Below are 26,357 nucleotides of genomic sequence, written 5' to 3'. Positions count from 1 at the left end.
TTTTGCTCACACACAATGGTCTCAATTCGAAGCAACGATCCGTCAAACAGGTTGATGGGTTGATGGGTTGATGGAGAGAGAGACCATGAGTCATTTGATCGACAAACTGAACTACTTCAGGAAGAAGCGCGAGCCGTTCGCCAACGGCCACGGCGAAACCCACGAAGTGAGCCGCGACTGGGAAAACAGCTACCGCCAGCGCTGGCAGCACGACAAGATCGTGCGCTCCACGCACGGCGTAAACTGCACCGGCTCCTGCAGCTGGAAAATCTACGTGAAGAACGGCCTGGTGACCTGGGAAACCCAGCAGACCGACTACCCGCGTACCCGTCCGGATCTGCCCAACCATGAGCCTCGCGGCTGCCCCCGTGGTGCCAGCTACTCCTGGTACATGTACAGCGCCAACCGCCTGAAGTACCCGCTGATGCGCAAGCACCTGATGAAACTCTGGCGTGCGGCGAAGGTTGAACACCAGGATCCGGTCGACGCCTGGGCCTCGATTGTCGAGGATCCCAAGAAGACCGCCGAGTACAAGCCCCGTCGCGGCATGGGTGGTTTTGTTCGCTCCAGCTGGGATGAAGTGAACGAGCTGATCGCCGCCTCCAACGTCTATACCGCCCGCAAGTACGGCCCGGACCGGATCATCGGCTTCTCTCCGATTCCCGCCATGTCCATGGTCTCCTACGCCGCCGGCAGCCGTTATCTGTCCATGATCGGTGGCGTGTGCATGAGCTTCTACGACTGGTACTGCGACCTGCCGCCGGCCTCCCCGCAAACCTGGGGTGAGCAGACCGACGTGCCAGAGTCCGCCGACTGGTACAACTCCGGCTACATCATCGCCTGGGGTTCCAACGTACCCCAGACCCGTACCCCGGACGCCCACTTCTTCACCGAAGTCCGTTACAAGGGCACCAAGACCGTCGCCATCACTCCGGACTACGCGGAAGTCTCCAAGCTGTCCGACGAGTGGCTGAACCCCAAGCAGGGCACCGACGCCGCCCTGGGCATGGCCATGGGCCACGTGATCCTGAAGGAATTCCACGTCGACAAGCCCAGCGAGTACTTTACCGACTACGTGCGCCGCTACACCGATATGCCGTATCTGGTCATGCTGGAAGAGAAAGACGACGGCAGCTTTGTGCCGGGCCGCTTCCTGCGTGCCAGCGACCTGGTGGATGGCCTGGGCGAAGAGAACAACCCCGAGTGGAAGACCATTGCCATTGACGAGAGCACCGGCGAGCTGACCGCGCCGAACGGCTCCATCGGTTATCGCTGGGGCGAGAAGGGCAAGTGGAACCTGAAGCAGACCGCCAAGGACAAAGACGTCAATCTGCAGCTGTCCCTGGTCGAGAAGCACGACGACGTCGTTGACGTTGCCTTCCCGTACTTCGGTGGCATCGAGCATGACCACTTCCAGCACGTGGAAATCAAGGATGTCCTCAAGCACAAACTCGGCACCCGCAAGGTCAAGCTGGCAGACGGCTCTGAGGGCCGTGTGGTTACGGTCTACGACCTGATGGTGGCCAACTACGGCATCAGCCGTGGCCTGGGCGAGGATGATGGCGCCACGTCCTACGATGAAGTGAAGCCCTACACCCCGGCCTGGCAGGAGAAGATCACCGGCGTACCCGCCGAGAAAGTGATCCGCATTGCCCGCGAGTTCGCGGACAACGCCGACAAGACCAGGGGCCGTTCCATGGTCATCGTGGGTGCCGGTATGAACCACTGGTACCACATGGACATGAACTACCGTGGCCTGATCAACATGCTCATTATGTGTGGCTGCATTGGTCAGAGCGGCGGTGGCTGGAGCCACTATGTTGGCCAGGAAAAACTGCGCCCGCAGACCGGCTGGCAGCCGCTGGCGTTCGGCCTGGACTGGCAGCGTCCGCCCCGTCACATGAATTCCACCTCCTTCTTCTATGCCCACTCAGGCCAGTGGCGCTACGAGAAGCTGGGCGTGGACGAGATCCTGTCGCCGCTGGCGGACAAGTCAAAGTTCGGTGGCAGCCTGATCGACTACAACGTGCGCGCCGAGCGCATGGGCTGGCTGCCGTCCGCGCCCCAGCTGAACCGAAACCCGCTGACCATCGCCGCAGAAGCCGAAAAGGCAGGCATGGAAGTGGCCGATTACGTGGCACAGTCCCTGAAAGACGGCTCCCTGGCCTTTGCCAGTGAGGATCCGGAAGCGCCGGAAAACTGCCCGCGTAACATGTTCATCTGGCGCTCCAACCTGCTGGGTTCCTCCGGCAAGGGCCACGAGTACATGCTCAAGTACCTGCTGGGCACCAAGAGCGGCCTGCAGGGCAAAGACCTGGGCGTGGAAGGCGGTGCCAAGCCGCAGGAAGTCACCTGGCACGACACAGCGCCGGAAGGCAAGCTCGATCTGCTGGTGACCCTGGACTTCCGCATGTCTACCACCTGTCTGTATTCCGACATCGTTCTGCCGACCGCGACCTGGTACGAGAAGAACGACCTGAACACCTCGGATATGCACCCGTTCATCCACCCGCTGACCGCTGCCACCGATCCGGCGTGGGAAGCGCGTAGCGACTGGGAAATCTACAAGGGCATCGCCAAGGCCTTCTCCAGGGCGGCGGAAGGCCACCTGGGCGTCGAGAAAGACGTGGTCACACTGCCGCTGCTGCACGACGCACCGGCCGAGCTGGGCCAGCCGTTCGATGTAAAAGACTGGAAGAAAGGCGAGTGCGACCTGATTCCGGGCAAGACAGCGCCCAACTTCGTCACCGTGGAGCGGGACTATCCGAACACCTACGCGCGCTTTACCTCCCTCGGGCCGCTGATGGACAAGCTGGGTAACGGTGGCAAGGGCATCAACTGGAACACCGAGAAGGAAGTGAAGTTCCTGGGCGACCTGAACTACAAGCATATCGACGGCGCCAACGCGGGTCGCCCGAAGATTGAAAGTGCCATTGATGCGGCGGAAGTGATCCTCACCCTGGCGCCGGAAACCAACGGCCAGGTGGCGGTGAAAGCCTGGGCGGCGTTGTCCGAGTTTACCGGCCTGGATCACACCCATCTGGCGAAAAACAAGGAAGAGGAAAAAATCCGCTTCCGGGACATCGTGGCCCAGCCGCGCAAGATCATCTCCAGTCCCACCTGGTCTGGCCTGGAAGACGAGCATGTGTCCTACAACGCAGGCTACACCAACGTCCATGAGCTGATCCCCTGGCGCACCCTGACCGGTCGTCAGCAGTTCTACCAGGATCACGAATGGATGCGTGCCTTCGGTGAGAGCCTGCTGGTGTATCGCCCGCCGATCAACACCAAGACCGTGAGCTACATGATCAACCAGCGCAGCAACGGCAACCCGGAGAAAGCGCTGAACTGGATCACGCCGCACCAGAAGTGGGGTATCCACAGCACCTACAGCGACAACCTGCTGATGCTGACCCTCTCCCGCGGTGGCCCCATCGTGTGGCTGAGCGAGGACGATGCCAGGGAACTGAGCATCGAGGACAACGACTGGATCGAGCTGTTCAACGCCAACGGCGCCATCGCGGCGCGGGCGGTGGTAAGCCAGCGGGTCATGCCCGGCATGGTGATGATGTACCACGCCCAGGAGCGGATCGTGAACATTCCGGGCTCCGAGATCACCGGCACCCGGGGTGGTATCCACAACTCGGTCACCCGGGTGTGTCCGAAACCGACCCACATGATCGGCGGCTACGCCCAGTATTCCTACGGGTTCAACTACTACGGCACCGTCGGCTCCAACCGCGACGAGTTCGTGGTGGTGCGCAAGATGCACAACGTCGACTGGCTCGACGGCGAAGGCAATGACACTGTTCAGGAGGCTGTAAAATGAAAATCCGTTCCCAAGTCGGCATGGTGCTGAACCTGGACAAGTGCATTGGTTGCCACACCTGTTCAGTCACCTGCAAGAACGTCTGGACCAGCCGCGAAGGCATGGAATACGCCTGGTTCAACAACGTCGAGACCAAGCCTGGTATCGGCTACCCGAAAGAGTGGGAGAACCAGGACAAGTGGAAGGGCGGCTGGATGCGCGATAGCTCCGGCAAGATCCGCCCGAAGATCGGTGGCCGTTTCCGGGTGCTGGCGAACATTTTCGCCAACCCCGATCTGCCCCAGATCGACGACTACTACGAGCCGTTCGATTTCGACTACCAGCATCTGCACACCGCAGGCGACAGCAAGCATCAGCCGGTAGCACGGCCGCGCTCGCTGATCTCCGGCCAGCGCATGCAGAAAATCGAGTGGGGCCCGAACTGGGAGGAGATCCTCGGTACCGAGTTCGCCAAGCGCCGGAAGGACAAGAATTTTGACCAGGTGCAGGCGGATATCTACGGTCAGTTCGAGAACACCTTCATGATGTACCTGCCGCGCCTGTGCGAGCACTGCCTGAACCCGGCCTGCGTGGCCAGCTGTCCGAGCGGTGCCATCTACAAGCGTGAGGAAGACGGCATTGTACTGATCGACCAGGACAAGTGCCGTGGCTGGCGGATGTGTGTCTCCGGCTGCCCGTACAAGAAGATCTACTTCAACTGGAAAACCGGCAAGTCCGAGAAGTGCATTTTCTGCTACCCGCGCATCGAAGCCGGTATGCCCACCGTGTGTTCCGAGACCTGCGTGGGCCGGATCCGCTACCTGGGCGTGCTGCTGTACGACGCCGACCGCATCGAAGAAGTGGCCAGCGCCCCGGGCGAGCACGAGCTGTACGAGAAGCAACTGGAAATCTTCCTGGACCCGTTCGACCCGAAAGTGATCGAGCAGGCGAAGAAAGACGGCATTCCGATGAACGTGATCGAAGCCGCCCAGCAGAGCCCGGTCTACAAGATGGCAGTGGACTGGAAACTGGCCCTGCCGTTGCACCCGGAATACCGGACCCTGCCGATGGTGTGGTACGTGCCGCCCCTGAGCCCGATCCAGTCTGCCGCCGAGGCGGGCAAGATCGAGTTTGAGGGTGTACTGCCGAAGATCGAGAGCCTGCGGATCCCGGTGAAGTACCTGGCCAACCTGCTCACCGCGGGCGATGAGAAACCCATCGTGCGGGCCCTCAAGCGGATCATGGCGATGCGCCTGTACAAGCGTGCCGAGACCGTGGAAGGCAAAGAAGATCTGCGTGCTCTGGAAGAGTGTGGCCTGACCAAGGCCCAGGCGGACGAAATGTACCGCTACCTGGCCATCGCCAACTACGAGGATCGCTTCGTGATTCCCACCAGCCACCGCGAGCTGGCGAAGGAAGCCTTCCCGGATGCCACCGCCCACGGCGAGCGCAACGGCTGCGGCTTCAGCTTTGGCGACGGCTGCAACGGCGACAGCAAATTCAACATGTTCGGTGGCCGCAAGCAGACTACCAGCATGGTTCAGAAGCTGGCGACCGTTAAGCAGGTCGACCCGAAACAGCTGCAGGAATGAGGAGGCCGACATGCAACTGCTGAAAGTACTGGCACGGGTGCTCGAATACCCGAACGAAGAATTCCAGGCCTCCAAAGACGCGCTCACCGCGGCTGTCCTTGAGGACAGCCGGCTGCCCCGGCAGAACAAGGAGCAACTGTTGCGCTGTCTCGACAGGCTTTGCAGCGGCGATCTTCTGGATCTGCAGGAAGCCTACGTGGGCACCTTCGACAAAGGCAGGGCCACCTCCCTGCTGCTGTTCGAACACGTGCACGGCGAATCCCGCGATCGCGGCCAGGCCATGGTGGACCTGATGGAGGAATACCGCAGCAACGGGCTGGAAATCGACGCCCGGGAGCTGCCGGACTACCTGCCGCTGTTCCTGGAATACCTTTCCACCCGCCCCTGGGAGGAGGTCCAGAACTGGCTGGAGGATATCCACCACATCCTGGGCCTGCTGGGCGAGCGCCTGTACCAGCGGGAGAGCTTCTACCACGTGGTGATGGACTCCCTGCTGGTGCTGTCCGGCCGCAAAGCCAACCGCCAGGAGCTGGCGCAGATTGTGGCAGCGGAAGAGCGTGATGACACCCCGGAAGCCCTGGACAAGGTCTGGGAAGAGGAAATGGTGAAGTTTGTTGATGATCAGGGAAGTTCCTGCAGCACCGGCAGCGTGGTTGGCCAGCGTCGCCGGGAGCTGGAGCAGACCCAGACCATTCACCTGAGCGATCAGCTGATGACGGACGCAACGCCCCGTCAGGCAGGACGCGCCTGAGGGCGCAGGAGGAAACGGAAATGATGTCCTATCTGAACACACTACTTTTCGGGGTTTATCCCTACATTGCCATCGCCGTACTGGTGATTGGCACCTGGGCCCGCTATGACCAGGGACAGTTCACCTGGAAGGCCCACTCCAGCCAGATGCTGCGCAAGAAGAACATGGTGATGGCCAGCGTGCTGTTCCATGTGGGCGTACTGGTGATCTTCTTCGGCCACCTGGTGGGCCTGCTGACACCGCACGCGTTCTATGAGCCGTTCATGACCCCGGGCACCAAGCAGGTCATGGCCATCGTGGTCGGCGGCATTGCCGGCGTGATGGCCATCATCGGCGGCGGCATGCTCGCCTGGCGCCGGCTCACCGATCCGCGCATCAAGGCCAGCAGCACCTTTGCCGACAACATGATCATCGTGATCCTGGTGGTGCAACTGGCGCTTGGCCTGCTTACCATCCTGCCCACCCTGGGGCACCTGGACGGCAGCACCATGCTCAAGTTCTCAGCCTGGGCCCAGGGCATTGTCACCCTCCAGGGCGGCGTGGCCGGCTACATTGCCGACGTGCACTGGATTTACAAAACCCACATCTTCCTGGGCCTGACCATCTTCGTGCTGTTCCCGTTCACCCGCCTGGTGCACATGCTCAGCGTGCCGGTGGAGTATTTTGGACGGAAGTACCAGGTGGTACGCAAGCGCGCCTGATGCAAATGAAAACGGAGTCAGATGAACGCATTCATCTGACTCCATGTTTACCGAGGTTACTGCTATGCAACTCATCCCCGTCGGCGACGCCGAAAAACCCAGAAACCAGTTCCCGCCGGTCACCGTGGGAGACACCCGGATCAGCGAAGACGATATCGCCCGGGAAATGCAGCACCACCCGGCCGAAGAAGTCGCCGAAGCCTGGCACGAAGCCGCCCGAAGCCTCGTGATCCGAGAGCTGCTGCTGCAACAGGCAGCGCGCCTGGGCCTGCAGGACGTAGCCGACGAAGAAGATCGCATCGCACGTGTGCTGGAGCTGGAACTCAACGTTCCGGACCCCACCGAGGAAGACTGCGAACGCTTCTACAACGCCAACCCTGCCCGCTTTTGCAGCCCCACGCTTATGGCCGTCAGCCACATCCTGCTGGCCGCTGCCCCCGACGACGTCCAGGAACGCATCCGCCAGGAAGAGGCCGGTCACCAGCTGCTCACCGCGCTGATTGAAGGCCGCTCCCGGTTCGCCGACCTCGCCAAACAATACTCCGCCTGCGAATCCCGCCACCAGGGCGGCAGTCTCGGCCAGATCAGCAAAGGCCAGACCGTGGACGAATTCGAACGCCCGGTCCTCGCCCTGCAGGAAGGCCTCAACCCGGAACTCATCGAAACCCGCTACGGCTGGCACATCGTTCGCGTGGACCAGCGCATCGATGGCGAGCAACTACCGTACGAGCACGTCAAACCCCAGATCCGCCAGTACCTGAGCGAAAGCGTGACCCGCCGGGCGTTCCGGCAGTACTTGCAGGTGCTGGCGGCGGAAACCGGTGTGGAAGGTGTCGATCTGGAGCTTCCGGACTCGCCCCTGATGCAGTAATTGAGACTCCAGCTTTGAACTCTGGAGGTTGGTGACAGGTATCGCTTCCCAAAACTGTCTGCAGCCATGGATGGCTGCAGTCAAGCGTCACATGGGTGAGGCCGAGCGCTTATGAAGCGAAGCTTCATGCGACAGCCGAACGACCGCAATCTGCGATTGCGGGCTGGACCCCGGAGGGGTGCCGCAAGGAGCGAGTTTTGGGAAGCGATACCAGCCGCCAACCTGTGCTCCACAGTCAGTCCGCCAAGACCAAGCCCCAACAGGAACCCGTTGAGCTCCAATTAGTTGGCAACAAAACACATTGAGTTAGATCAATTACTCCTGAATAACCCCCGAACTACCCCCATGGGGGGAGCGCTTTCCCCCCGGTATCCCTCTACCATTTAAAACATGATTTCGAATGCATGAATGTGCAGAGAGGATACGCCATGGCACTCACCCAAACCGCCGAAACCCGCTACGCCAAACCGGTCCTGGTAGCCGTCAACAAACCCTTCGACGACGAAGACGGCCTGCAGGCCCTGCGCAGCCATCCGCTGTTCCGGACCCTGTCCGGCAAAGACGTACAGCACCTGGTGCAGCAATCCCGACGCATCCGGCTGGGGCATCATCAGCTCCTGTACCGCCAGGACATGCCGGCGCACCATTTCTTCTTTGTGATCTCCGGCCGCCTGCGCCTTTACCGGCTGGATGCATCCGGCATCGACCGAACCCTCGACAGCATTGCCCCCGGCGACTGCTTTGCGGAAGTGATGATCTACGCCGACCCGCCCCGGTACGCGTGCTATGCCGAAGCCCTGAAGTCCAGCGAAGTGCTGATGATTCCGGTGAAGGCCTATCAGGACCTCCTGGAAAGCAACCCGGCCTATGCCCAGGCCGCCCTGAGACACTACGCCAAGCGCGCGGTTTCCCGGTTCCATGACCTGGAAATCATGACCGTGCAGAACGCCCGGGATCGGCTCATTCGCTATCTGATCGACTTGCTGCCCAACGGCGCCGAAGAGGGCGGCGAAGTGGAGCTGCCATTGCCCAAGTGCCTGGTGGCATCGCGTTTGGCCATGCAGCCGGAAACCTTCTCCCGGATCCTGGCGGATCTGAAGGCCAACGGCCTGGTACGGGTGAACCGCAGCCGGCTGTTTATTTCCGACCCACAGCGACTGATCGACATCAGCCAGTAATACACCACAGCAAGCCTCCAGGCTTTTCGGGAAGGAGGACCAGTGACAGAAAAAGTGACAGCCAGAAAGCAACGACCACTGATTTATTCCTGCTCCGGCTGCTCCGATGTGGCGCAGCTGGCCAACAACGCGGCGGTGGCGCTCGACCATGCCGGCGAGTTCGAGATGTCCTGCATCTCGGGTGTTGGCGGCAAGGTGGCGCCGTTGGTCAAGACTGCCCGCTCCGGCCGGCCCATCACCGTTATTGATGGCTGCCCTCTGCACTGTGCCCGGGCCTGTCTCGAGAACATCGGCGTAGAGCCAGACGACCACGTCCGCCTCTACGACTACGGATTCAAGAAACATTACGGGCAAAGCTACGGTGCCGACGCCGTGGAAGAGGTGTGTGAGGAAGTCCGTAATCGCGCCCGTCAACTCATTGCCCGTCAGGCCTGATCGGCCACGGCCCGACATCGTCAAGGATTCTCAACCATGATCAGCAGTTATCAAGACCTTATCCAGGCCTCGCGCAGCCAGCAGGAAGCCCAGCGCCTGCTCTACGTCTTCTGCCGGGCCGAGCTGCCCGACGAGGCTTCCGCCGAGGAAAAGGCCGCATTCGAGCGCGGCGAGGGCGGCGCCCTCACGCCGGTGATCTGCGTCGACAAGACCCCGGAAGAGGCCCCGGATTTCGGTGCCCTGGTGGAAGAATCCCGGGCCACCGGCCAGTCCTGGGACGTGGTGTTCATTGCCGCCATGTCCGGCCGCGGCGGCATGGCGCCATCTACAGACGAAGCGCAGCAACCCCTGACCATGATGGTGGAGTCCATTCGCCTCGGACACATCGGCAACTACCTGCCACTCGACATCGAGGGTAATGCGGTCAGCCTGGGCTGACGGCCATCTATCACTAGTGTCTATCACCACAGTCAGCCCCGGGTATACATAAAGAGGTATTTGATTTCCCTCTGGTTTGTCTAGGCTTGGCAGTGTGCGTTCAAGCGTTTTGGAGCCCCCAGTGACCGTATTTCCCCGCTTGGTAGTTCTGTTGATCCTGTCGCTTATGGCTGGCGGCCTGGGCGCCACGCCCGTTGGCGAGTACCAGCCGGTCGCCGCCAGGCAGGTGGTGCAGAAGGCCATGCCGTCCGTGACCGACGTGAGTCCGCGGGAAGGCAATCGTGCCATCCAGGAACTCTATGCCGGCGAGGAGTTGGTGGGCTACGCCTACCAGAGTCTCGACTTTGTGCAGACCCCGGCCTATTCCGGCAAGCCTATGAACATTCTGGTGATTCTGGATACCAGCGGGGAAATCGTGACCAGTCAGGTGATTGAGCATCACGAGCCGATCCTGCTGGTGGGCATCCCTGAAGCCAAGCTGCATCAGTTCACCGACCAATACGTGGGCCTAAAGGCGGACCAGCGGGTGACGGTAGGTGGCACCTCCACCGAACACAAGGTGGCCGTGGATGGTCTGTCCGGGGCTACCGTCACCGTCATGGTGGTCAACGAAGTCATCATGAAGTCCGCCCACCGGGTGGCCGCCGAGCTGGGGCTGGTGGAAAGCCTGAGCGAGACCCGCCCGCCGGTGGCCAACATTGAGACCGGCGATTTCCAGCAGAAAAGCTGGCAGACCCTGCTGGGTGAGGGCTCGGTGCGGCGCCTGAATCTGACCCGCGGCCAGGTGGACGACGCCTTCAAGGGAACCGCCGCCGAAGGTGTGGATGTGGCGCCAGCGGAGCAGCGCGACGAGCCCCTGATCGATCTCTACACCGCCTATCTGGATGTACCCACCATCGGCCGAAACCTGCTTGGGGAGAGTCAGTTCCAGTGGCTGACCGGCGAACTGAAAGACGGCGAGCACGCCATCGCGGTGATGGCCAACGGTGAGTATTCCTTCAAGGGCTCGGGGTACGTTCGTGGCGGCATCTTCGACCGGGTCCAGATCCGCCAGTTCGGCGACACCTTCAACTTCCGCGACCTGGATTTCTACCGGCTCAGCGATGTGTACGCCGAGGGCATGCCGGAATTCAGCGAGATGGCGATTTTCATTATCCGCCAGCAGTACAACTTTGATCCCGGCACCGAGTGGACCCTGGAGCTGACGGTCAAGCGCCAGACCGGTCCGCTCGACAGCGAATTCCAGGTGTTCCCGCTGACGTACCAGTTGCCGGAGCAGTACTACACCCGCCCGGAACCGGTCATGACCGAAGAGGACATGCTGGCGGACCAGCCCATGTGGGTGCAGGTGTGGTACCAGCGCGAATTCCAGATTGTGGTGCTGGGTATGGGTATCGGCGTGCTGCTCTTCATCCTGTTCTTCCAGGACTGGCTGGTGAAAAAGCCGAAGATCATGCGCTGGATCCGCCACGCCTTCCTGACTTACACCCTGTTTTTCATCGGCTGGTACGCCATGGGGCAGCTGTCCATCGTAAACGTGCTGACCTTCGTTAACAGCCTGATCAGCGGCTTCAGCTGGAACACCTTCCTGATCGACCCGGTGATTTTCATTCTCTGGGCAGTGGTTGCCGGCATCATCCTGTTGTGGGGGCGTGCGGTGTACTGCGGCTGGCTGTGTCCGTTCGGGGCGCTGCAGGAACTGCTGAACGAAATTGCCCGCAAGCTCAAAGTGCCCCAGTACACCGTGCCGTTTGCCATTCACGAGCGGCTGTGGGCCATCAAGTACATCATCCTGCTGGTGCTGTTCGGGGTGTCGCTGGACTCCATGGCCACCGCCGAGCGGCTGGCCGAGGTGGAGCCGTTCAAAACCGCCATCACCCTGAAGTTTGACCGCAGCTGGCCCTTTGTTACCTACGCGGTGCTGCTGCTGGTGGTCAACCTTTTTACCCGCAAGGTGTTCTGCAGGTACATGTGCCCATTGGGCGCAGCGCTGGCGCTGCCCAGCAAGCTGCGGGTGTTCGACTGGCTCAAGCGGCGCAAGGAATGTGGCAACCCGTGCCGGCTGTGCGATCACGAGTGTGAAGTCCAGGCCATTCACCCGGACGGGCACATCAACTACATGGAATGCCATTACTGCCTGGATTGCCAGATGACCTATTTCGATGACCACAAGTGCCCGCCGCTGATCGTCAAGCGACGCGGCAAGCGCCGTGGCCATAACGCACCCGGCCATCCGGAGGAGATTCCGGTGGTGCAGGTGACGTGAGCAGTCCCACAAAAAGAAAGCATGAGAAGTAAAACCGCCATTACCAACAGATGGAGTTGGATGTTATGAAAAAGAAAGATGATCTGATCAAGGGCTCACCGGCGCTTCCGGAAAGTGGCCAGAGTCGTCGCCGCTTCATGGGCGCTGCTGCTCTGGCTGGTGTTGCGGGAGCAACCGGCCTGGGAACCGCCGTGATGTCCCGGGAAGCCTTCGCGGCTGCTGCCGAGGAAGCCCGTAACAACTGGCTGATCCACCCCGGCGAACTGGATGAATACTACGGCTTCTGGAGTGGCGGCCACTCCGGCGAGGTGCGTGTGCTGGGCGTGCCCTCCATGCGCGAGCTGATGCGGATTCCGGTGTTCAACGTGGACTCCGCCACCGGCTGGGGACTCACCAACGAGAGCAAGGAGATCCTGGGTGACAGCAGCCGTTTCTCCAACGGCGACACCCACCATCCGCATATCTCCATGACCGACGGTCGTTACGATGGCAAGTACCTGTTCATCAACGACAAGGCCAACACCCGCGTGGCCCGGATCCGTCTGGACATCATGAAGTGTGACAAGATCACCACCATCCCCAACGTTCAGGCCATTCACGGCCTGCGCCTGCAGAAGGTGCCGAAAACCAAGTACGTGTTCTGCAACGCCGAGTACGTGATTCCGCACCCCAATGATGGCAGCGACACCAGCCTCGAGAACAGCTTTACCATGTTCAACGCGGTGGACGCGGAAACCATGGAGGTGGCGTTCCAGGTGATTGTGGATGGCAACCTCGACAACACCGATGCCGACTACACTGGCAAGTATGCCTGTGCCACCTGCTACAACTCCGAGAAGGCGCTGGATCTGGCTGGCACCATGCGCAACGATCGCGATTGGGCAGTGGTGTTCAATATTGCGCGTATCGAGCAGGCGGTGAAGAACGGCAATTACAAGACCCTGGGTGATTCCAAGGTGCCGGTTCTGGACGGCCGGGCAGGCTCGGAGCTTACCCGCTACATTCCTGTGCCGAAGAACCCCCACGGCCTGAACACCTCGCCTGACGGCAAGTACTTCATTGCCAATGGCAAGCTGTCCCCCACCGTGTCGATCATTGCCATCGACAAGCTGGACGACCTGTTTGATAACAAGATCGAGCCGCGTGATGCGGTGGTGGCCGAGCCGGAGCTGGGCCTGGGGCCGCTGCACACCACCTTCGATGGCCGTGGCAACGCCTACACCACGCTGTTTATCGACAGCCAGGTGGCGAAGTGGAACATCGCCGATGCCATTCGCAACTACAACGGCGAGAAGGTGGATTACATCCGTCAGAAGCTGGATGTGCACTACCAGCCGGGCCATAACCATGCTTCGTTGACCGAGTCACGGGACGCGGACGGCAAGTGGCTGGTGGTTCTGTCGAAGTTCTCGAAGGACCGGTTCCTGCCGGTTGGCCCGCTGCATGCGGAGAACGACCAGTTGATCGACATCTCCGGCGAGGAGATGAAGCTGGTGCACGACGGCCCAACGTTCGCCGAGCCCCATGACTGCATCCTGGTACGTCGCGACCAGATCAAGACGAAGAAGATCTACACCCGTGATGATCCGTTCTTTGCTTCGGCGCGGGCCCAGGCCGAGAAGGATGGCGTTACCCTGGAGGCCGATAACAAGGTGATCCGTGACGGCAACAAGGTGCGCGTTTACATGACGTCGATCGCGCCGCAGTACGGGATGACCGAGTTCAAGGTGAAGCAGGGCGATGAGGTGACGGTGTATGTGACCAACCTGGACACCATCGAGGACGTGACCCACGGTTTCTGTATGGTGAACCACGGTGTGAGCATGGAGATCAGTCCGCAGCAGACGTCCTCGGTGACCTTCAAGGCGGATCGCCCGGGGGTTCACTGGTACTACTGCAACTGGTTCTGTCATGCGCTGCATATGGAGATGCGTGGGCGCATGATTGTCGAAAAAGCCTGATCCATTGAGGTTGTTGCCGGGGCCTGGTTCTTGGGCCCTGGCAAGCCTTCTGGGTTGGGTGCGGCAAACCGATGGAAGAGGGCTTTCCGAAACACGCCCGCAAGTACTTCCCTGTAGGGCTCGGATCGGGCCATCCATGGCCCTCCACGGTTTCGGAAAGCCCTCTTCCATCGATTTGCTCGAAGCATGGTGCAGTCCTCTAATTTCTTTTTTTGAGAAACGTTGATGTATCGAAAACTGCGTTATGGAGTGGCCCTGACAGTCGCTCTGTTTTCGCTGACCGCGCAAGCGGAACTGCAGGCCAAACTGGATGCTCTGGAGCCGGGAGCATCGTTTGAACTGCCCGCTGAGCAGCTTTCTCCACTGGTTATCCGGGTGGCTGACGTATCTGTGTCCTGCCAGGCCGGGACTGTGATTGACGGTGGCGGGCAGGGGAATGCCGTGGAGATTCAGGCGGCGGGTGTGACGTTTTCCGGGTGTGAGGTGCGCAACTGGGGCGGCGATCTGAACGGGCTGGATGCCGGGATTTTTGTGGCGCGGGAGGCCGGTGGGGCGGTGGTTGAGAACAACCGGCTACAGGGGCCCGCATTCGGGATCTGGCTGGATGCGACGCCGGAGGTCACCGTCCGCAACAATCGTATTCGCGGGGATGCGTCGATTCGCTCCCAGGATCGGGGCAACGGGATCCATCTGTTCAACACTACCGGGGCGCTGATCGAGGGCAATGACATCAGCCAGACCCGGGACGCGATCTACATCGAGACCGCCAATAACAACACGATCCGCGGTAATGAAATGTCGGATCTGCGGTATGGCATTCACTACATGTACTCCATGAACAATCTGCTTGAGGGCAATGTGACCCGTCGCACCCGGACCGGCTACGCGCTGATGCAGAGCAAGCGTTTGCGGGTAATCAATAACCGGTCGGTGAACGACGCCAATTACGGCATTCTGATGAATTTCATCACCCAGTCCGAGGTGCGGGGCAATGTAGTGACCGGGGTGTCCCAGGGTCGGTCGGCAGGCGTGGCCATTGAGGGAGCCGAGGGCAAGGCGGTGTTTATCTATAACTCCCTGTACAACACGTTCGAGGGCAATGTGTTTGCCGACAGCGACATTGGTATTCATCTCACGGCCGGTTCGGAGGACAACGAGGTGTTTGGTAATGCCTTTGTGAACAATCAGCGCCAGGTGAAGTATGTGGCCACCCGGACCCAGGACTGGTCGAAAGGAGATCGGGGCAATTTCTGGAGTGATTACCTGGGCTGGGACCGAAACCAGGACGGGGTTGGTGATGTGCCCTACGAGCCTAACGACAACGTCGACCGGCTGTTATGGAAATACCCGGAAGCCCGGGTGCTCATGTTCAGCCCGGCGGTAGATACCCTGCGCTGGGTGCAGGATGCCTTTCCGGTGGTCAAGTCTGCCGGTGTCGTCGATTCCCACCCCCTGATGCGGCTGCCCGCAGTGCTTCAAACGGAGATCCGATGAGCTGCTTTCAACTGGACAATGTCAGTTACCGCTACGACAAGAGCCCTGTGCTCAGGGGCATCGATCTGACGCTTGAGCCCGGCGAGATTCTGGGACTGTTCGGCCACAACGGCGCGGGCAAGACCACTTCGATCAAGCTGATCCTTGGCCTGATGGCGCCCGAGCAGGGAACGGTGTCGGTGCTGGGTGGCCAGGCCGGCGATCCGCAGGTTAGCCAGCATATTGGGTATCTGCCGGAAAATGTGATGTTCTACCCACAGCTCACGGGCCGCGAGATTCTGAGGCACTTTGCCCGTCTCAAGGGGGCCGAGCTGCGACAGGTACCGGACCTGCTGGAGCAGGTGGGGCTGAGTGATGCCATGGATGCCCGCACCAGGACTTATTCCAAGGGCATGCGCCAGCGTCTGGGGCTGGCCCAGGCACTTCTGGGTAAACCCCGGCTGCTGATGCTGGATGAGCCTACCGTGGGGCTGGATCCGGTGGCAACGGCGGATCTGTACCGGTTGCTGCGGACACTGCGGGACGAAGGCACCGGCATTGTGCTGTGCTCCCATGTTCTGCCCGGTGTGGAGCCCTACATTGATCGGGCGGCTATCCTCACCGGTGGCGCCCTGCAGGCAGCCGGTGATCTGACCGCCCTCCGGCGCCAGGCGAGCATGCCGGTGACTCTTTCCCTGGAGCCGGCCCATGGCCTCTCTGCGCTGGAGCGGGCTATTGACCGGGCCGGTCGCTTCAACGGCGTGATGGTAAAGGCCGATAACGGTCGTCTGCGGGTGGATGTTCAGCCCCGGGAAAAAATGCCGCTGCTGCAGGCGCTTTTCACCTCTGGCGAGCTGGCCGATGTGAGCATTCATCAACCCAGCCTTGAGGATATCTACGTGCACTTCATCGGCCGCGGCGGTCTGGCTCACCGGGGAGGCAACTCATGAACAGTATCTGGACCATCGCCCGCAAGGAACTCAGTGACAGTCTGCGCAACCGCTGGCTGGTGGCCATTGCCCTGGTGTTTGCCACCCTGGCCCTGGGCATTGCCTGGTTCGGCGCTGCCGCTTCGGGGCAGGTGGGCTATGCCTCCACCCCTGCCACCATTGCCAGTCTCGCGAGCCTGGGCATCTTCCTGATTCCGTTGATCGCATTGCTGCTGGCGTACGATGCCATTGTGGGCGAGGAAGAGGGTGGCACCCTGCTGCTGTTGCTGACTTACCCCCTGAGCCGGAGCCAGCTTTTGCTGGGCAAATTCCTGGGCCACGGCCTGACCCTGGCGCTGGCCACGCTGATTGGATTTGGTGTGGCGGGTGTCGCTATTGCCCTGCTGGTGGAAGACGTGGTCGTCACCAGCCTGATGGCGGCCATGCTCAGGTTCATCGCTTCCACCGTGTTGCTCGGCTGGGGATTCATCGCGCTGGCCTACGTGATCAGCGTCCGGGTCAGTGAAAAGCCAGTAGCTGCAGGACTGGCCCTGGCCATCTGGTTTTTCTTCGTGCTGATCTTCGACCTGCTCCTGCTGGGCACTTTGGTGGCCAGCGAAGGCCAGTTCAGCGCCGAACTGCTGCCCTGGCTGCTGATGCTCAATCCCACCGACATCTACCGCCTGCTCAACATCGTGGCCTTCGGTGACAGCGGCCAGTTGACCGGCGTGCTCAGCCTGGGAACCGACCTTCCCGTCGGCGCCGCCGGCTTATGGATTGGCCTGGTGCTCTGGTTTGTTGTGCCACTGGCTGGTGCTCTCGCACTTTTCCGAAACCGCCGTATCTGAACGGAGTAACCCCGATGCAGCGATCCAGATTGAACTGGCTCCTCGCCAGCCTTGCCGCTCTCACACTGACCGCCTGCTCAGGCGCGGAGGAGCAGCCTGCGGCAAAACCCGCCCCGGTGCACTTCGAAAGCGGCGACGAATGCCACGTGTGCGGCATGCTTATAGAAGGCTTCCCCGGCCCCAAGGGCCAGGCCATTACCGAAAAGAACCAGCAGGTCCGTAAATTCTGCTCCACCCGCGACATGTTCGCCTGGGTGCTGCAGCCGGAGAACGTCAACCGGGCGCACACCCTGTACGTGCACGACATGGCCCAGACCGACTGGCAGAACCCGAACGACACGGCACTGATCAATGCCCGGGAAGCCTTCTATGTCGTAGGCTCCAGCCGTAACGGTGCCATGGGGCCGACTCTGGCGTCCTTCGCCAGCAAGTCCGATGCCGAAGGTTTTGCCAATGACCACGGTGGCAGGGTTTTGGCCTTCAACCAGGTCACAATGGAGGATCTGACCACCGGCATGGGCATGCACAGCAAAGCTGGAATGGACCACCAGTAAATTCGGATGGGAGTGTTGTTTCTGGTTAGCTGATAGATAGAAGAGACTATAACTGCCAAATCGGATGAGCGCGTGTGGAGCGGGTTTCCAAAACTGTGCGGAGCCATGGATGGCGGAGCCCAAGCGTCACAGGGATGTGCCGCAAGGAGCGTGTTTTGGAAACCCGCTCCATATGTGCTCCACTCCAGAAATGAAAGGCTAGGGACAGAGAAGCGACTAAAGTCAGCCGCCGGTCATATTCATAAACCGAAGAATCTGCACATCCCCATTGCTGGAGAAATGATGCCGCTCCGGCTTCAGATCCATGGCATTGATGATGGTTTCCCGCAACTTTCCGTCAGATTCGGGGTGGCCCCGAAGCACACGTCGCAGATCCACCGAATGCTCATTGCCCAGGCAAAGCAGCAGCCGGCCTTCGACGGTTACCCGCACCCGGTTGCAGGTGGAGCAGAAATTATGGGAATGGGGTGAAATGAAACCGACCCGGGTCTTGCTGTCTTCCATCCGGTAGTAACGGGCAGGGCCGCCGGAATCCTCGGTTGCCGGCACCAGGTCGTGGTGCTTGCGGATGATATCCCGCACCTCCTCGCTGGTGCACAGGGCCAGACCCCGATCGTGTTCGGAGATCTCACCCAGGGGCATTTCTTCGATAAACGTGATGTCCACCTGCTTCTTCCGGGCGAACTCCACCAGCTCCGGCACCTCTTCATCGTTGCGGCCTTTCATCACCACGGTATTGATCTTGATGCCGCGGAAGCCCGCCTCCCGGGCGGCATCAATACCGTCCAGAACCTGGGACAGCCTGCCGGTACGGGTAATATCGTGGAATTTGTCGGCGTCCAGGGAATCCAGGCTGATGTTCAGCCGGTGCATGCCCGCCTTGCGCAGCGGCTCGGCCATGGTGGTCAACTGGCTGCCGTTGGTGGTCATGGCGAAATCGCGTAGACCGTAGGTGCCGATTTCCTTGACCAGTTCGAGAATGTCCTTGCGCACCAGGGGCTCGCCACCGGTCAGACGGATCTTCTCGGTACCCAGGTCAACAAAATTGCGGGCCACACGGGCGATTTCTTCCAGAGTCAGCACTTGCTGACGGGGCAGGAAGGTCATGTCTTCGGCCATGCAGTAGACGCAGCGGAAATCACAGCGGTCGGTTACGGACAGACGTACATAGTTGACGGTGCGGCCAAAACGGTCTGTCAGCTTGGTTCGGGACATCGGGATGATCCTGTAGTACTGCTTATTTTTTACACCAATTATAGGCCAAGTATTGCAGATTGGATCAAGGATTCCGATACCCCGGGGTAGGTAACTCCCGTGTTCGGGCGTGGGCAGGAAGTGCCGGGCCGTCCATGGCCCGGTCGTGATCAGTGGGTGAATCCCTTGGCTCAGGCGGATTCCGTTGCGGTGGCAGGATCCTCTGGCGTGCCAAGCGCCGGTGCCATGGTGGGGAAGAACAACGCCTTCACCACCTGCCAGGCCACCGCGAGCGCGCCAACGATGAACACCACGTCGCCAATGGTCCGGATCCAGCGCAGGAACTGCAGAATGTCAGACTGCATGAAGGCCTCGCTGCGGGCGTACCAGAGACCTTCGCTGGCGCTGGCGGCGAACTGGATCAGGCCCACCGGCAGCAGGCTGGTGAACAGCATCAGCACCAGGCCACCGTTCAGCCACCAGAAGCCGACTTTCATCAGTCGCTCGTCGAACACCAGACCTGGCCGGATGTAGCGGAGCACCAGCAGGGTGAAGCCCAGGGCGAGGAAGCCGTACACCCCGAACAGGGCCGCATGGGCGTGGGTGGGTGTGGTGTTCAGGCCCTGCACGTAGTAGAGCGCAATGGGTGGGTTGATCATGAAGCCCAGCACCCCGGCGCCCAGCATGTTCCAGAAGGCAACGCCCACGAAGAACAGCAGCGGCCAGCGCACGTTTTCCATCCAGGGCGCACGGCTCTTCAGGCGCCAGTTCTCCCAGGCCTCGTAGCCGAGCACAATCAGCGGAACCACCTCGAGTGCGCTGAAGGTGGCGCCCACTGCCATCACCGGCGTAGTGGTGCCGCTGAAGTACAGGTGGTGGAAGGTGCCGGGTACGCCGCCGAGCATGAACAGGCTGGCGGAAGCCAGGCTGGCCGAAGTGGCCACTGTGCGGGATACCAGGCCCATGCTGCAGAAGATGAAGGCCAGGGCTGTGGTGGCAAATACCTCGAAGAAGCCTTCCACCCACAGGTGGACAATCCACCAGCGCCAGTACTCCATCACCGACAGATGGGTACGCTCGCCGTAGAAGAAGCCGGCGCCGTAGAACAGGCCGATGGCCACGACGCTCGCAGTCAGCAACGCCAGCAGGTTTTTGTCGCCGCCGGGTGTGCGCAGGGCGGGCACAATGCCGCGAAGCATCAGTACCAGCCAGAAGGCGATGCCCAGGAACTTGCCAATCTGCCAGATGCGGCCAAGGTCCACGAACTCGTAACCCTGATGGCCCAGCCAGAAGTTGAGATTCGCGGGCATGATCTGCGCGATGGCCAGATAGTTGCCGACGAACGAGCCAACCACCACGGCAACCAGCGCCCAGAACAGGATGTCGACACCCAGCTTCTGGAATTTCGGGTCCTTGCCGCCGTTAATGATGGGAGCCAGGAACAGGCCGGCAGCCAGGAAGCCGGTGGCAATCCAGAACAGCGCCGACTGGATGTGCCAGGTGCGGACCAGCGAGTAGGGGAACCACTCGGATACGTTGATGCCGTAGAAACTCTGGCCTTCCACTGTGTAGTGGGCGGTAAAGCCGCCGAGCATAACCTGGAAGGTGAACAGGCCCACCACCAGCAGCAGGTATTTTCCGAGCGCCTTCTGGGAGGGCGTGAGGGCAACGTTGGTGAGGGGATCCTTGATGGGCGCCTCGGGCTCCTCTTCGTCGTGCTTGCGCAGGAACGCCCAGGCCCAGACCAGTCCGCCAATACCGGCGATGAGCAGAACCACGCTGACAATCGACCAGATGATATTCTCCGCGGTCGGTTTGTTATCGATCAGCGGTTCGTGGGGCCAGTTGTTGGTGTAGGTGACATTACTGTCCGGACGTTCGGTGGCGGCGGCCCAGGCGGTCCAGAAGAAGAACTCGGTCATCCGCTCCCGGCGCTCCGGGTCTGGCAGGGTATTCTCCTTCATGGCGTAATTCTCGCGCGTGGACTGCAGCGCCGGGTCGCCACCGAAGAGGCTGTGGTAGTAGGCAGCGGTCTGTGCCATGGCTTCCGCACGACGCTCCGATAGCACGACGGTGTCCCGCGCGTTGTCGTAGGTGTTGGTGCGGTAGGCTTCCTTCAACTGGTACTGCAGGGCGTTCTGTTGCTGGCCGTTCAGAGACGCGTAAGGCGCGCCGTATTCCTCCTGCGCCGCGATCTCAAGCCAGTTCACCAGTTCCCGGTGCAGCCAGTCGGCGGTCCAGTCCGGGGCCTGGTAGGCGCCGTGGCCCCAGATGGAGCCCAACTGCATGCCACCAACCGACTGCCAGGCGGTCTGGCCGTCCAGGATGCTGTCTTCGGTCATCAGCAGGGTGCCGTCGGCCGTCTCGACCCGATCCGGAATCGGGGGCGCTTCCCGATACACTTCGGTGCCGAAATAACCGAGCAGTCCGAAGGTGATGGCCAGAACCGAGATCAGTATCCACCAGAGTCTGCGATAGTCAGCCATGATGAGCGCCCTCCGCTTGCCCGCCCACGCGGTTGAACAGCACGTTATTTTCAAGATGGATGTGGTTCACGAGATCGTTCTCCAGGGTGGCCAGGCCCCGGTAGAGGGTCTGCCAGGTGTTACAGGCCCCGTCCGGCAGGGCAAGGTGGTTGGTAAGGCGGTGGACGCCGGCCAGGGCCAGGCCGTGGTCGTCGTGTTCACGACGCATCACGGAAATGGGCGCGGCGGCCATGCCGTTCATGTTGCGTGCAATCATTGGAAAAAGGATCTGCTCCTCTTTCTGCATGTGGGCTTCCAGCTCGGCCTGCATCTGCTCAAGGTGAGCGCTCAGGCCGGCGGGGCAGTCCGGGTGGTGGTTATGGACACGCTCGACACGCTGGGCAAGCCGGATCAATTCCGGAAGCTGTTCACGGTGAACGTCGTGGTAGCGGGTAAGAATGTGTTCGATCACCACTTCGGTGTCGGCCTGGCGCAGGTCGTCCAGGGCATCCTTCGGTAGCATGGCATTTTCTCCTCTTAAACATTCATTAAAAATAAATGTTAAATTTAATTTTGATTAGATGTATCTGGGGTGTCAAATTTAATTGGTGGTATGGCTGGTGGTACGACTGGTGAGATAGGTACAAGACGCCATCTCTCGGAGCGTCTTTTCGCTCTTGGTGGTTGCTTTTTTAATGACCAGCACCTAGATTAAAAATGTATTAAAAATATGTTTATGGTGAGAATCATGGCTGACCTTGAAAAATGGCTGTTCACTGCGAACCGGACACTGGGGTTGTCGGTGGTCGGGTTGCTGGTAACCGTCCTGATGGCCTATCCGATGGCGGATTCACTGGCGATGCCCATTCAGATTGCGGCTCACATCGGCACGCTGCTCTTTGCGGTGGGTGTGAAGATTGCCTACGTCGCCAGGCTGGTTTTTCTGAGCAAGCTAGGCAGACCTGTTCATTGAATCCCGGTAGACTGGATGCAGTTATGAACTTTGGCGGAGCCCCCGTGATGGGCGATTTTTTCGGCAAAACCGGATTCAGGATTCTTGCGTATATATTCGTCGGGTTGGCTGTGGCCGGAGTAGCGCTGCCGCTACTGCCGACAACGCCCTTTGTTCTGCTGGCCGCGTATTGCGCGAGCAAGGGCTCGCCGGCGTTTGCAGAATGGCTGGATAACCACCCCAGGTTCGGGCCTGCCATAGCCCAGTGGCGCACCCGACGGGCGGTACCTGCCAGAGCCAAGGTGCTGGCCTGCAGCATGATGGCGGTGAGCTGGACAATGCTGTTCATGCTTGGGGCCTCGGCCACTGTGCTGGCGATTTCCGGCCTGTGCCTGTGTGGCACCGCCTGTTACCTGTTAACACGACCGACTTACTGACTGACTGTTCGATAAACTGGAGTCTTGAATGCACATCACCCGATACACGGACTATTCACTTCGAGTGCTCATCTACCTGGCAGTGCAGGGTGATCGTCTGGCAACCATCCAGGAAATCGCGGACAGTTACGACATCTCCAAGAATCACCTCATGAAGGTGGTGCATCAGCTCAACAAGAAGGGGTACATCGAGACGATCCGTGGCAAGAAGGGGGGCATGCGACTCCACATGGCGCCATCGGATATCAACATCGGTATCCTGGTTCGCGAAACCGAGCAGGATCTGAGCATTGTTGAGTGCTTCTCTTCCAAGAACGCCTGCAAGATCACGCCGGTGTGTGGACTCAAATCGATGTTCGGTGAGGCGCTCAAGGCCTTCCTCGAGGTGCTCGACAAGTACACTCTGGCCGATGTGATACAGGATCAGCACCGGCCCCAGTTGTTGCGGTTGCTGCAGATTGCCTGAGGCGCGGATACACAAACTTACCAATCGAATCCAACAATCAGTGCCGGTTCCGTAACGGCTGCGATACACTTGTGTTCAGCAGTTTGATAATAAGAACGGATCAGGGCCAGTTAGTTGCATATTGCGTTTCTTGTGTTGCTGGCACTTTGCTCGTCCGGAGCTTTTGCCATCGAAATTCCGGACAACCATCCCGTTGTACTCGATCGTGATAGCGGGAGACTCGACATTTCCCGTTATCTGGCCTATTACGAAGACGCCTCGTCTGATCTCTCCATAAACCGCGTCATTCGCCAGTGGCACCGTCTGGGCTCCACCGGTATGCCCGATCAGGCCTACAACTTCGGCTTCACAGATTCCACCTACTGGTTTCATACCCGTGTGGTCAACCGCTCCAGCCCGAACAATCGCTGGGTTCTGGAAGGGCTATACCCCATTATCGATGAGATGGAACTGTTCGTGGTGCGGGCAGATGGCACCATCAACCGGCAGATTGCCGGCGATTCGGTGCCTTTCCATCTGAGACCCAGGGATCATCACAACATCAACTTTTACCTGGATCTGGCCACGGGCGAGCAGGTGGATCTGTTTTTCCGGGTAAAGACCACCGGGGCCGTGCAGATGCGCATGTTGCTCTGGCATTCCGATGAATTCAGCGCCGCGGATCACCAGGAGCGATTTCTGCTCGGCCTCTATTACGGCTTGCTGGCGTGCATGGTGATCTTCAACTTCCTGATTTTCGTGTCCATTCGGGACACTAACTACCTGTGGTACGTTTCCTATATCCTGTCCTACGGCCTGTTGCAGCTCAGTTTGAACGGGTTGGCGTTTGAGCATCTGTGGCCGGAGTCGCCCTGGTGGAATAACCGGGCTGTCGCGTTCCTGATTGCCACCGGCATGTTCTGCGTGCTGGGTTTTTCCCGTTCGTTCCTTGCGCTCCGGGACAACGCCCCACGGCTCGAGAAGATCTTTCTGGGCCTGATGGCGTTTTTCCTGGTGACAGGCGGGGCTTCGCTGCTCTGGCCCGCGTACGGAACCGTTATCCGGATCAACACCTTCATGGCCGCAGTGGCGGTGGGCTTTGTGATCCTGGCGGGTGCTCTCTGCCTCTACCGGCGGTTCCGACCGGCCCGCTATTTCATGCTGGCCTGGACGGCGCTGCTATCGGGCATGTTGTTATACACGTTCAAAACCTTTGCAGTCGTGCCGGCCAACTTCGTTACCGAGTTTGGCATCCAGATCGGTTCCGCGTTCGAGGTTATCCTGCTGTCCATAGCCCTGGCCGACCGCTTGCGGCACATGACCCTGGAGACCCAGAGAATACAGCAGGAAATGACCGAAAAGCTGGAGTCCAGGGTGGCCGAGCGAACCGCGGAACTGGAAGCCGCCAACCGACAGCTCGAGGCGCTCAGTTCAACCGATGGGTTGACGGGCGTGTTCAATCGCCGTTTCTTTGATGTCCGGTTATCGGAGGAAGCCGCCCGCTGCCGGCGCAACGGGCCCCTGGCTCTGGTCATGATCGACGTTGACCACTTCAAGGCACTCAACGACAACCTCGGCCACCAGGCGGGTGACGCCTGTCTGCGAAAGCTGGCCGATGTGCTGACCACCGTGGTGCGACGGGAAACCGATCTGGTTGCCCGCTACGGCGGTGAAGAGTTCGCCATTATTCTGCCTTACACCGATATGGCTGGCGCCGAGGCCCTGGCCAACAAGGTACGTGCGGCGGTGGAGCGGGATCTGAATTTCCGCTGGGAAGGTCAGTTGGTGCCGGTGACAGTGAGTCTGGGTGCCGCCGCTGCGCCGGGTGGCACTTCCGTTGAGCCCGGCGATCTTATCGCGGCAGCCGACGCCGCCCTGTACGCCTCCAAGCAGGCCGGGCGCAACCGGGTAACGGTGCGCCCGCCCGGGCATCTGCGCGCTGGCGGTACCGAGCCGGCTACGCGGTAGCGGCCCGGTTTGCCTGCCCCAGCGGCAGGGAGAAGCGGGCAATGCGCTTGAGTACCGTGCCGTACTGGCGGGCAAAGCTACCGGTGTTGTAGTGAATACCGTGTTTGCGGCAAACCGCCTGCACCTTCGGCGAGATTTCCGGATAGCGATGGGCCGGCAGGTCCGGGAACACGTGATGCTCAATCTGGTAGCTCAGGTGCCCGCTCAGTACGTGCAACCAACGGCCACCGGTGAAGTTGGAGGAGCCGGTCAACTGACGAAGGTACCAGTGGCCCTTGCTCTCACCCTCGCACTCTTCCTCGGTAAAGGTTTCTGCATCCTGGGTGAAGTGGCCACAGAAAATCACCGTGGATGACCACAGGTTGCGGATCAGGTTGGCGCTGATATTACCCGCCAGCACAATCGGGGCCACCGGGAAGGTCAGCAGGGGGAAGAACAGGTAATCCTTGAACGCCTGGCGCCCGCCCTTGCGCGCAAAGTCCTTCAGGAACGGCAGCTTCTCGCGCCAGCTGATCTCCCGCCGCCGCAGTTTCTCGGTCTCAAGTTCGTGCAGCCCAACGCCCCACTGGAAAAACACGCTGAGCAGGATGTAGTTGATGAACTGCAACGCGTGCCACGGCTTCCAGGGGTCATCGTCGGTGAGGCGCAACACGGCGTAGCCGTAGTCCCGGTCCTTGCCGATGATGTTGGTGTAGGTGTGGTGCTCGTAATTATGGGTGCGTCGCCAGGAGTCGCTGGTACAGACGGTATCCCACTCATAGGTTTGTGAATGCAGGGCCGGGTCGTTCATCCAGTCGTACTGGCCGTGCATGACGTTGTGGCCAATCTCCATGTTCTCGATGATCTTGGCCACGCCCAGGCTTGCTGTGGCGGCCACGAACACGGGCGGAATGAAACCGAAGGGCATCATGATCCGGCCGCCGGCCTCCAGCGCCCGGTGCAGGCGGACCATGCGCCGGATATACCGGGCATCCCGCTCGCCAAGGTCTGCGATAACCTCGTCGCGGATGGCGTTGAGGTCCTGTTCGAGTTCTGCCAGTTGCGCTTCGTTCAATTTCTTCATGGTCTTACTCCTCGCGGACGTTGATGAC

22 protein-coding genes are annotated in these 26,357 nt (G+C 60.4%); 18 read left to right on the top strand and 4 right to left on the bottom strand.

Features of this window, described 5'->3' with window-relative positions:
- Positions 1–85 precede the first annotated feature (85 nt).
- The 14 genes from AC0J1C_RS14120 to AC0J1C_RS14055 all read left to right on the top strand — a co-directional run bounded on the left by AC0J1C_RS14120 (position 86) and on the right by AC0J1C_RS14055 (position 17,805).
- Positions 86–3,829, top strand: coding sequence for a nitrate reductase subunit alpha (locus AC0J1C_RS14120; RefSeq protein WP_473044416.1), 3,744 nt, complete (start codon positions 86–88; stop codon positions 3,827–3,829).
- A complete protein-coding gene (gene narH / locus AC0J1C_RS14115; protein WP_473044415.1) occupies positions 3,826–5,400 on the top strand; it encodes a nitrate reductase subunit beta in 1,575 nt (524 codons plus the stop codon). The genes AC0J1C_RS14120 and narH overlap by 4 nt, the downstream gene beginning before the upstream one ends.
- 10 nt (positions 5,401–5,410) lie before the next feature.
- Positions 5,411–6,151 carry a nitrate reductase molybdenum cofactor assembly chaperone gene (gene narJ, locus AC0J1C_RS14110; RefSeq protein WP_473044414.1) on the top strand — a complete coding sequence of 247 codons (741 nt, stop codon included), beginning with the start codon at positions 5,411–5,413 and terminating at the stop codon, positions 6,149–6,151.
- A 23-nt stretch (positions 6,152–6,174) separates the two neighbouring features.
- On the top strand, positions 6,175–6,852 hold the full coding sequence (narI, locus tag AC0J1C_RS14105) for a respiratory nitrate reductase subunit gamma (protein WP_473046557.1): 678 nt from the start codon (positions 6,175–6,177) through the stop codon (positions 6,850–6,852).
- Between the two features lie 64 nt (positions 6,853–6,916).
- Complete coding sequence (locus AC0J1C_RS14100; RefSeq protein WP_473044413.1) at positions 6,917–7,723, top strand: peptidylprolyl isomerase; 807 nt, start codon at positions 6,917–6,919, stop codon at positions 7,721–7,723.
- Between the two features lie 428 nt (positions 7,724–8,151).
- On the top strand, positions 8,152–8,901 hold the full coding sequence (locus tag AC0J1C_RS14095) for a Crp/Fnr family transcriptional regulator (RefSeq protein WP_473044412.1): 750 nt from the start codon (positions 8,152–8,154) through the stop codon (positions 8,899–8,901).
- A 42-nt stretch (positions 8,902–8,943) separates the two neighbouring features.
- Entirely contained in the window at positions 8,944–9,336 is a 393-nt protein-coding gene (locus tag AC0J1C_RS14090) for a putative zinc-binding protein (RefSeq protein ID WP_473044411.1), read from the top strand.
- Between the two features lie 36 nt (positions 9,337–9,372).
- Positions 9,373–9,774, top strand: a complete 402-nt coding sequence (locus tag AC0J1C_RS14085; RefSeq protein WP_473044410.1) for a ribonucleotide reductase subunit alpha — start codon at positions 9,373–9,375, stop codon at positions 9,772–9,774.
- 166 nt (positions 9,775–9,940) lie between these two features.
- A complete protein-coding gene (nosR, locus tag AC0J1C_RS14080; RefSeq protein ID WP_473046556.1) occupies positions 9,941–12,040 on the top strand; it encodes a transcriptional regulator NosR in 2,100 nt (699 codons plus the stop codon).
- A gap of 65 nt (positions 12,041–12,105) precedes the next feature.
- A complete protein-coding gene (gene nosZ, locus AC0J1C_RS14075; RefSeq protein WP_375193385.1) occupies positions 12,106–14,001 on the top strand; it encodes a TAT-dependent nitrous-oxide reductase in 1,896 nt (631 codons plus the stop codon).
- A gap of 225 nt (positions 14,002–14,226) precedes the next feature.
- Complete coding sequence (locus tag AC0J1C_RS14070) at positions 14,227–15,495, top strand: nitrous oxide reductase family maturation protein NosD (RefSeq protein ID WP_473044409.1); 1,269 nt, start codon at positions 14,227–14,229, stop codon at positions 15,493–15,495.
- Entirely contained in the window at positions 15,492–16,424 is a 933-nt protein-coding gene (locus AC0J1C_RS14065) for an ABC transporter ATP-binding protein (RefSeq protein WP_473044408.1), read from the top strand. The genes AC0J1C_RS14070 and AC0J1C_RS14065 overlap by 4 nt, the downstream gene beginning before the upstream one ends.
- Positions 16,421–17,251 carry an ABC transporter permease gene (locus AC0J1C_RS14060; protein WP_375193388.1) on the top strand — a complete coding sequence of 277 codons (831 nt, stop codon included), beginning with the start codon at positions 16,421–16,423 and terminating at the stop codon, positions 17,249–17,251. The genes AC0J1C_RS14065 and AC0J1C_RS14060 overlap by 4 nt, the downstream gene beginning before the upstream one ends.
- 14 nt (positions 17,252–17,265) lie before the next feature.
- Entirely contained in the window at positions 17,266–17,805 is a 540-nt protein-coding gene (locus AC0J1C_RS14055) for a nitrous oxide reductase accessory protein NosL (RefSeq protein WP_473044406.1), read from the top strand.
- A 222-nt stretch (positions 17,806–18,027) separates the two neighbouring features.
- Here the strand turns inward: AC0J1C_RS14055 and moaA are convergent, their stop codons facing one another.
- The 3 genes from moaA to AC0J1C_RS14040 form a co-directional block, all read right to left on the bottom strand.
- Entirely contained in the window at positions 18,028–19,020 is a 993-nt protein-coding gene (gene moaA / locus AC0J1C_RS14050) for a GTP 3',8-cyclase MoaA (RefSeq protein WP_473044405.1), read from the bottom strand.
- Between the two features lie 170 nt (positions 19,021–19,190).
- Positions 19,191–21,485: a nitric-oxide reductase large subunit gene (locus tag AC0J1C_RS14045; RefSeq protein WP_473044404.1), complete on the bottom strand. Its 2,295-nt coding sequence runs from the start codon at positions 21,483–21,485 to the stop codon at positions 19,191–19,193.
- On the bottom strand, positions 21,478–21,987 hold the full coding sequence (locus AC0J1C_RS14040; protein ID WP_375193392.1) for a hemerythrin domain-containing protein: 510 nt from the start codon (positions 21,985–21,987) through the stop codon (positions 21,478–21,480). Before AC0J1C_RS14040 ends, AC0J1C_RS14045 begins: the two co-directional genes overlap by 8 nt.
- 225 nt (positions 21,988–22,212) lie before the next feature.
- On the opposite strand from AC0J1C_RS14040, the gene AC0J1C_RS14035 reads away from it, so the two are divergent.
- From AC0J1C_RS14035 to AC0J1C_RS14020, 4 genes are all read left to right on the top strand, one after another.
- A complete protein-coding gene (locus AC0J1C_RS14035; RefSeq protein WP_375193393.1) occupies positions 22,213–22,437 on the top strand; it encodes a hypothetical protein in 225 nt (74 codons plus the stop codon).
- Between the two features lie 47 nt (positions 22,438–22,484).
- Positions 22,485–22,853 carry a YbaN family protein gene (locus AC0J1C_RS14030; protein ID WP_473044403.1) on the top strand — a complete coding sequence of 123 codons (369 nt, stop codon included), beginning with the start codon at positions 22,485–22,487 and terminating at the stop codon, positions 22,851–22,853.
- Positions 22,854–22,881: 28 nt separating this feature from the next.
- Positions 22,882–23,319, top strand: coding sequence for an RrF2 family transcriptional regulator (locus AC0J1C_RS14025; RefSeq protein ID WP_091987556.1), 438 nt, complete (start codon positions 22,882–22,884; stop codon positions 23,317–23,319).
- Positions 23,320–23,433: 114 nt separating this feature from the next.
- The gene (locus AC0J1C_RS14020; RefSeq protein ID WP_473044402.1) at positions 23,434–25,266 is read left to right on the top strand and encodes a sensor domain-containing diguanylate cyclase; all 1,833 of its coding nucleotides are present in this window, start codon (positions 23,434–23,436) and stop codon (positions 25,264–25,266) included.
- Here AC0J1C_RS14020 and AC0J1C_RS14015 read toward each other — a convergent pair.
- A complete protein-coding gene (locus tag AC0J1C_RS14015) occupies positions 25,256–26,329 on the bottom strand; it encodes a fatty acid desaturase family protein (RefSeq protein ID WP_375192389.1) in 1,074 nt (357 codons plus the stop codon). The genes AC0J1C_RS14020 and AC0J1C_RS14015 overlap by 11 nt on opposite strands.
- Positions 26,330–26,357 lie beyond the last annotated feature (28 nt).

Source organism: Marinobacter sp. E2 (assembly GCF_055755345.1).
The sequence above is the reverse complement of the archived record's forward strand: the minus strand, read 5'-3'. Positions and strand labels throughout refer to the sequence as shown.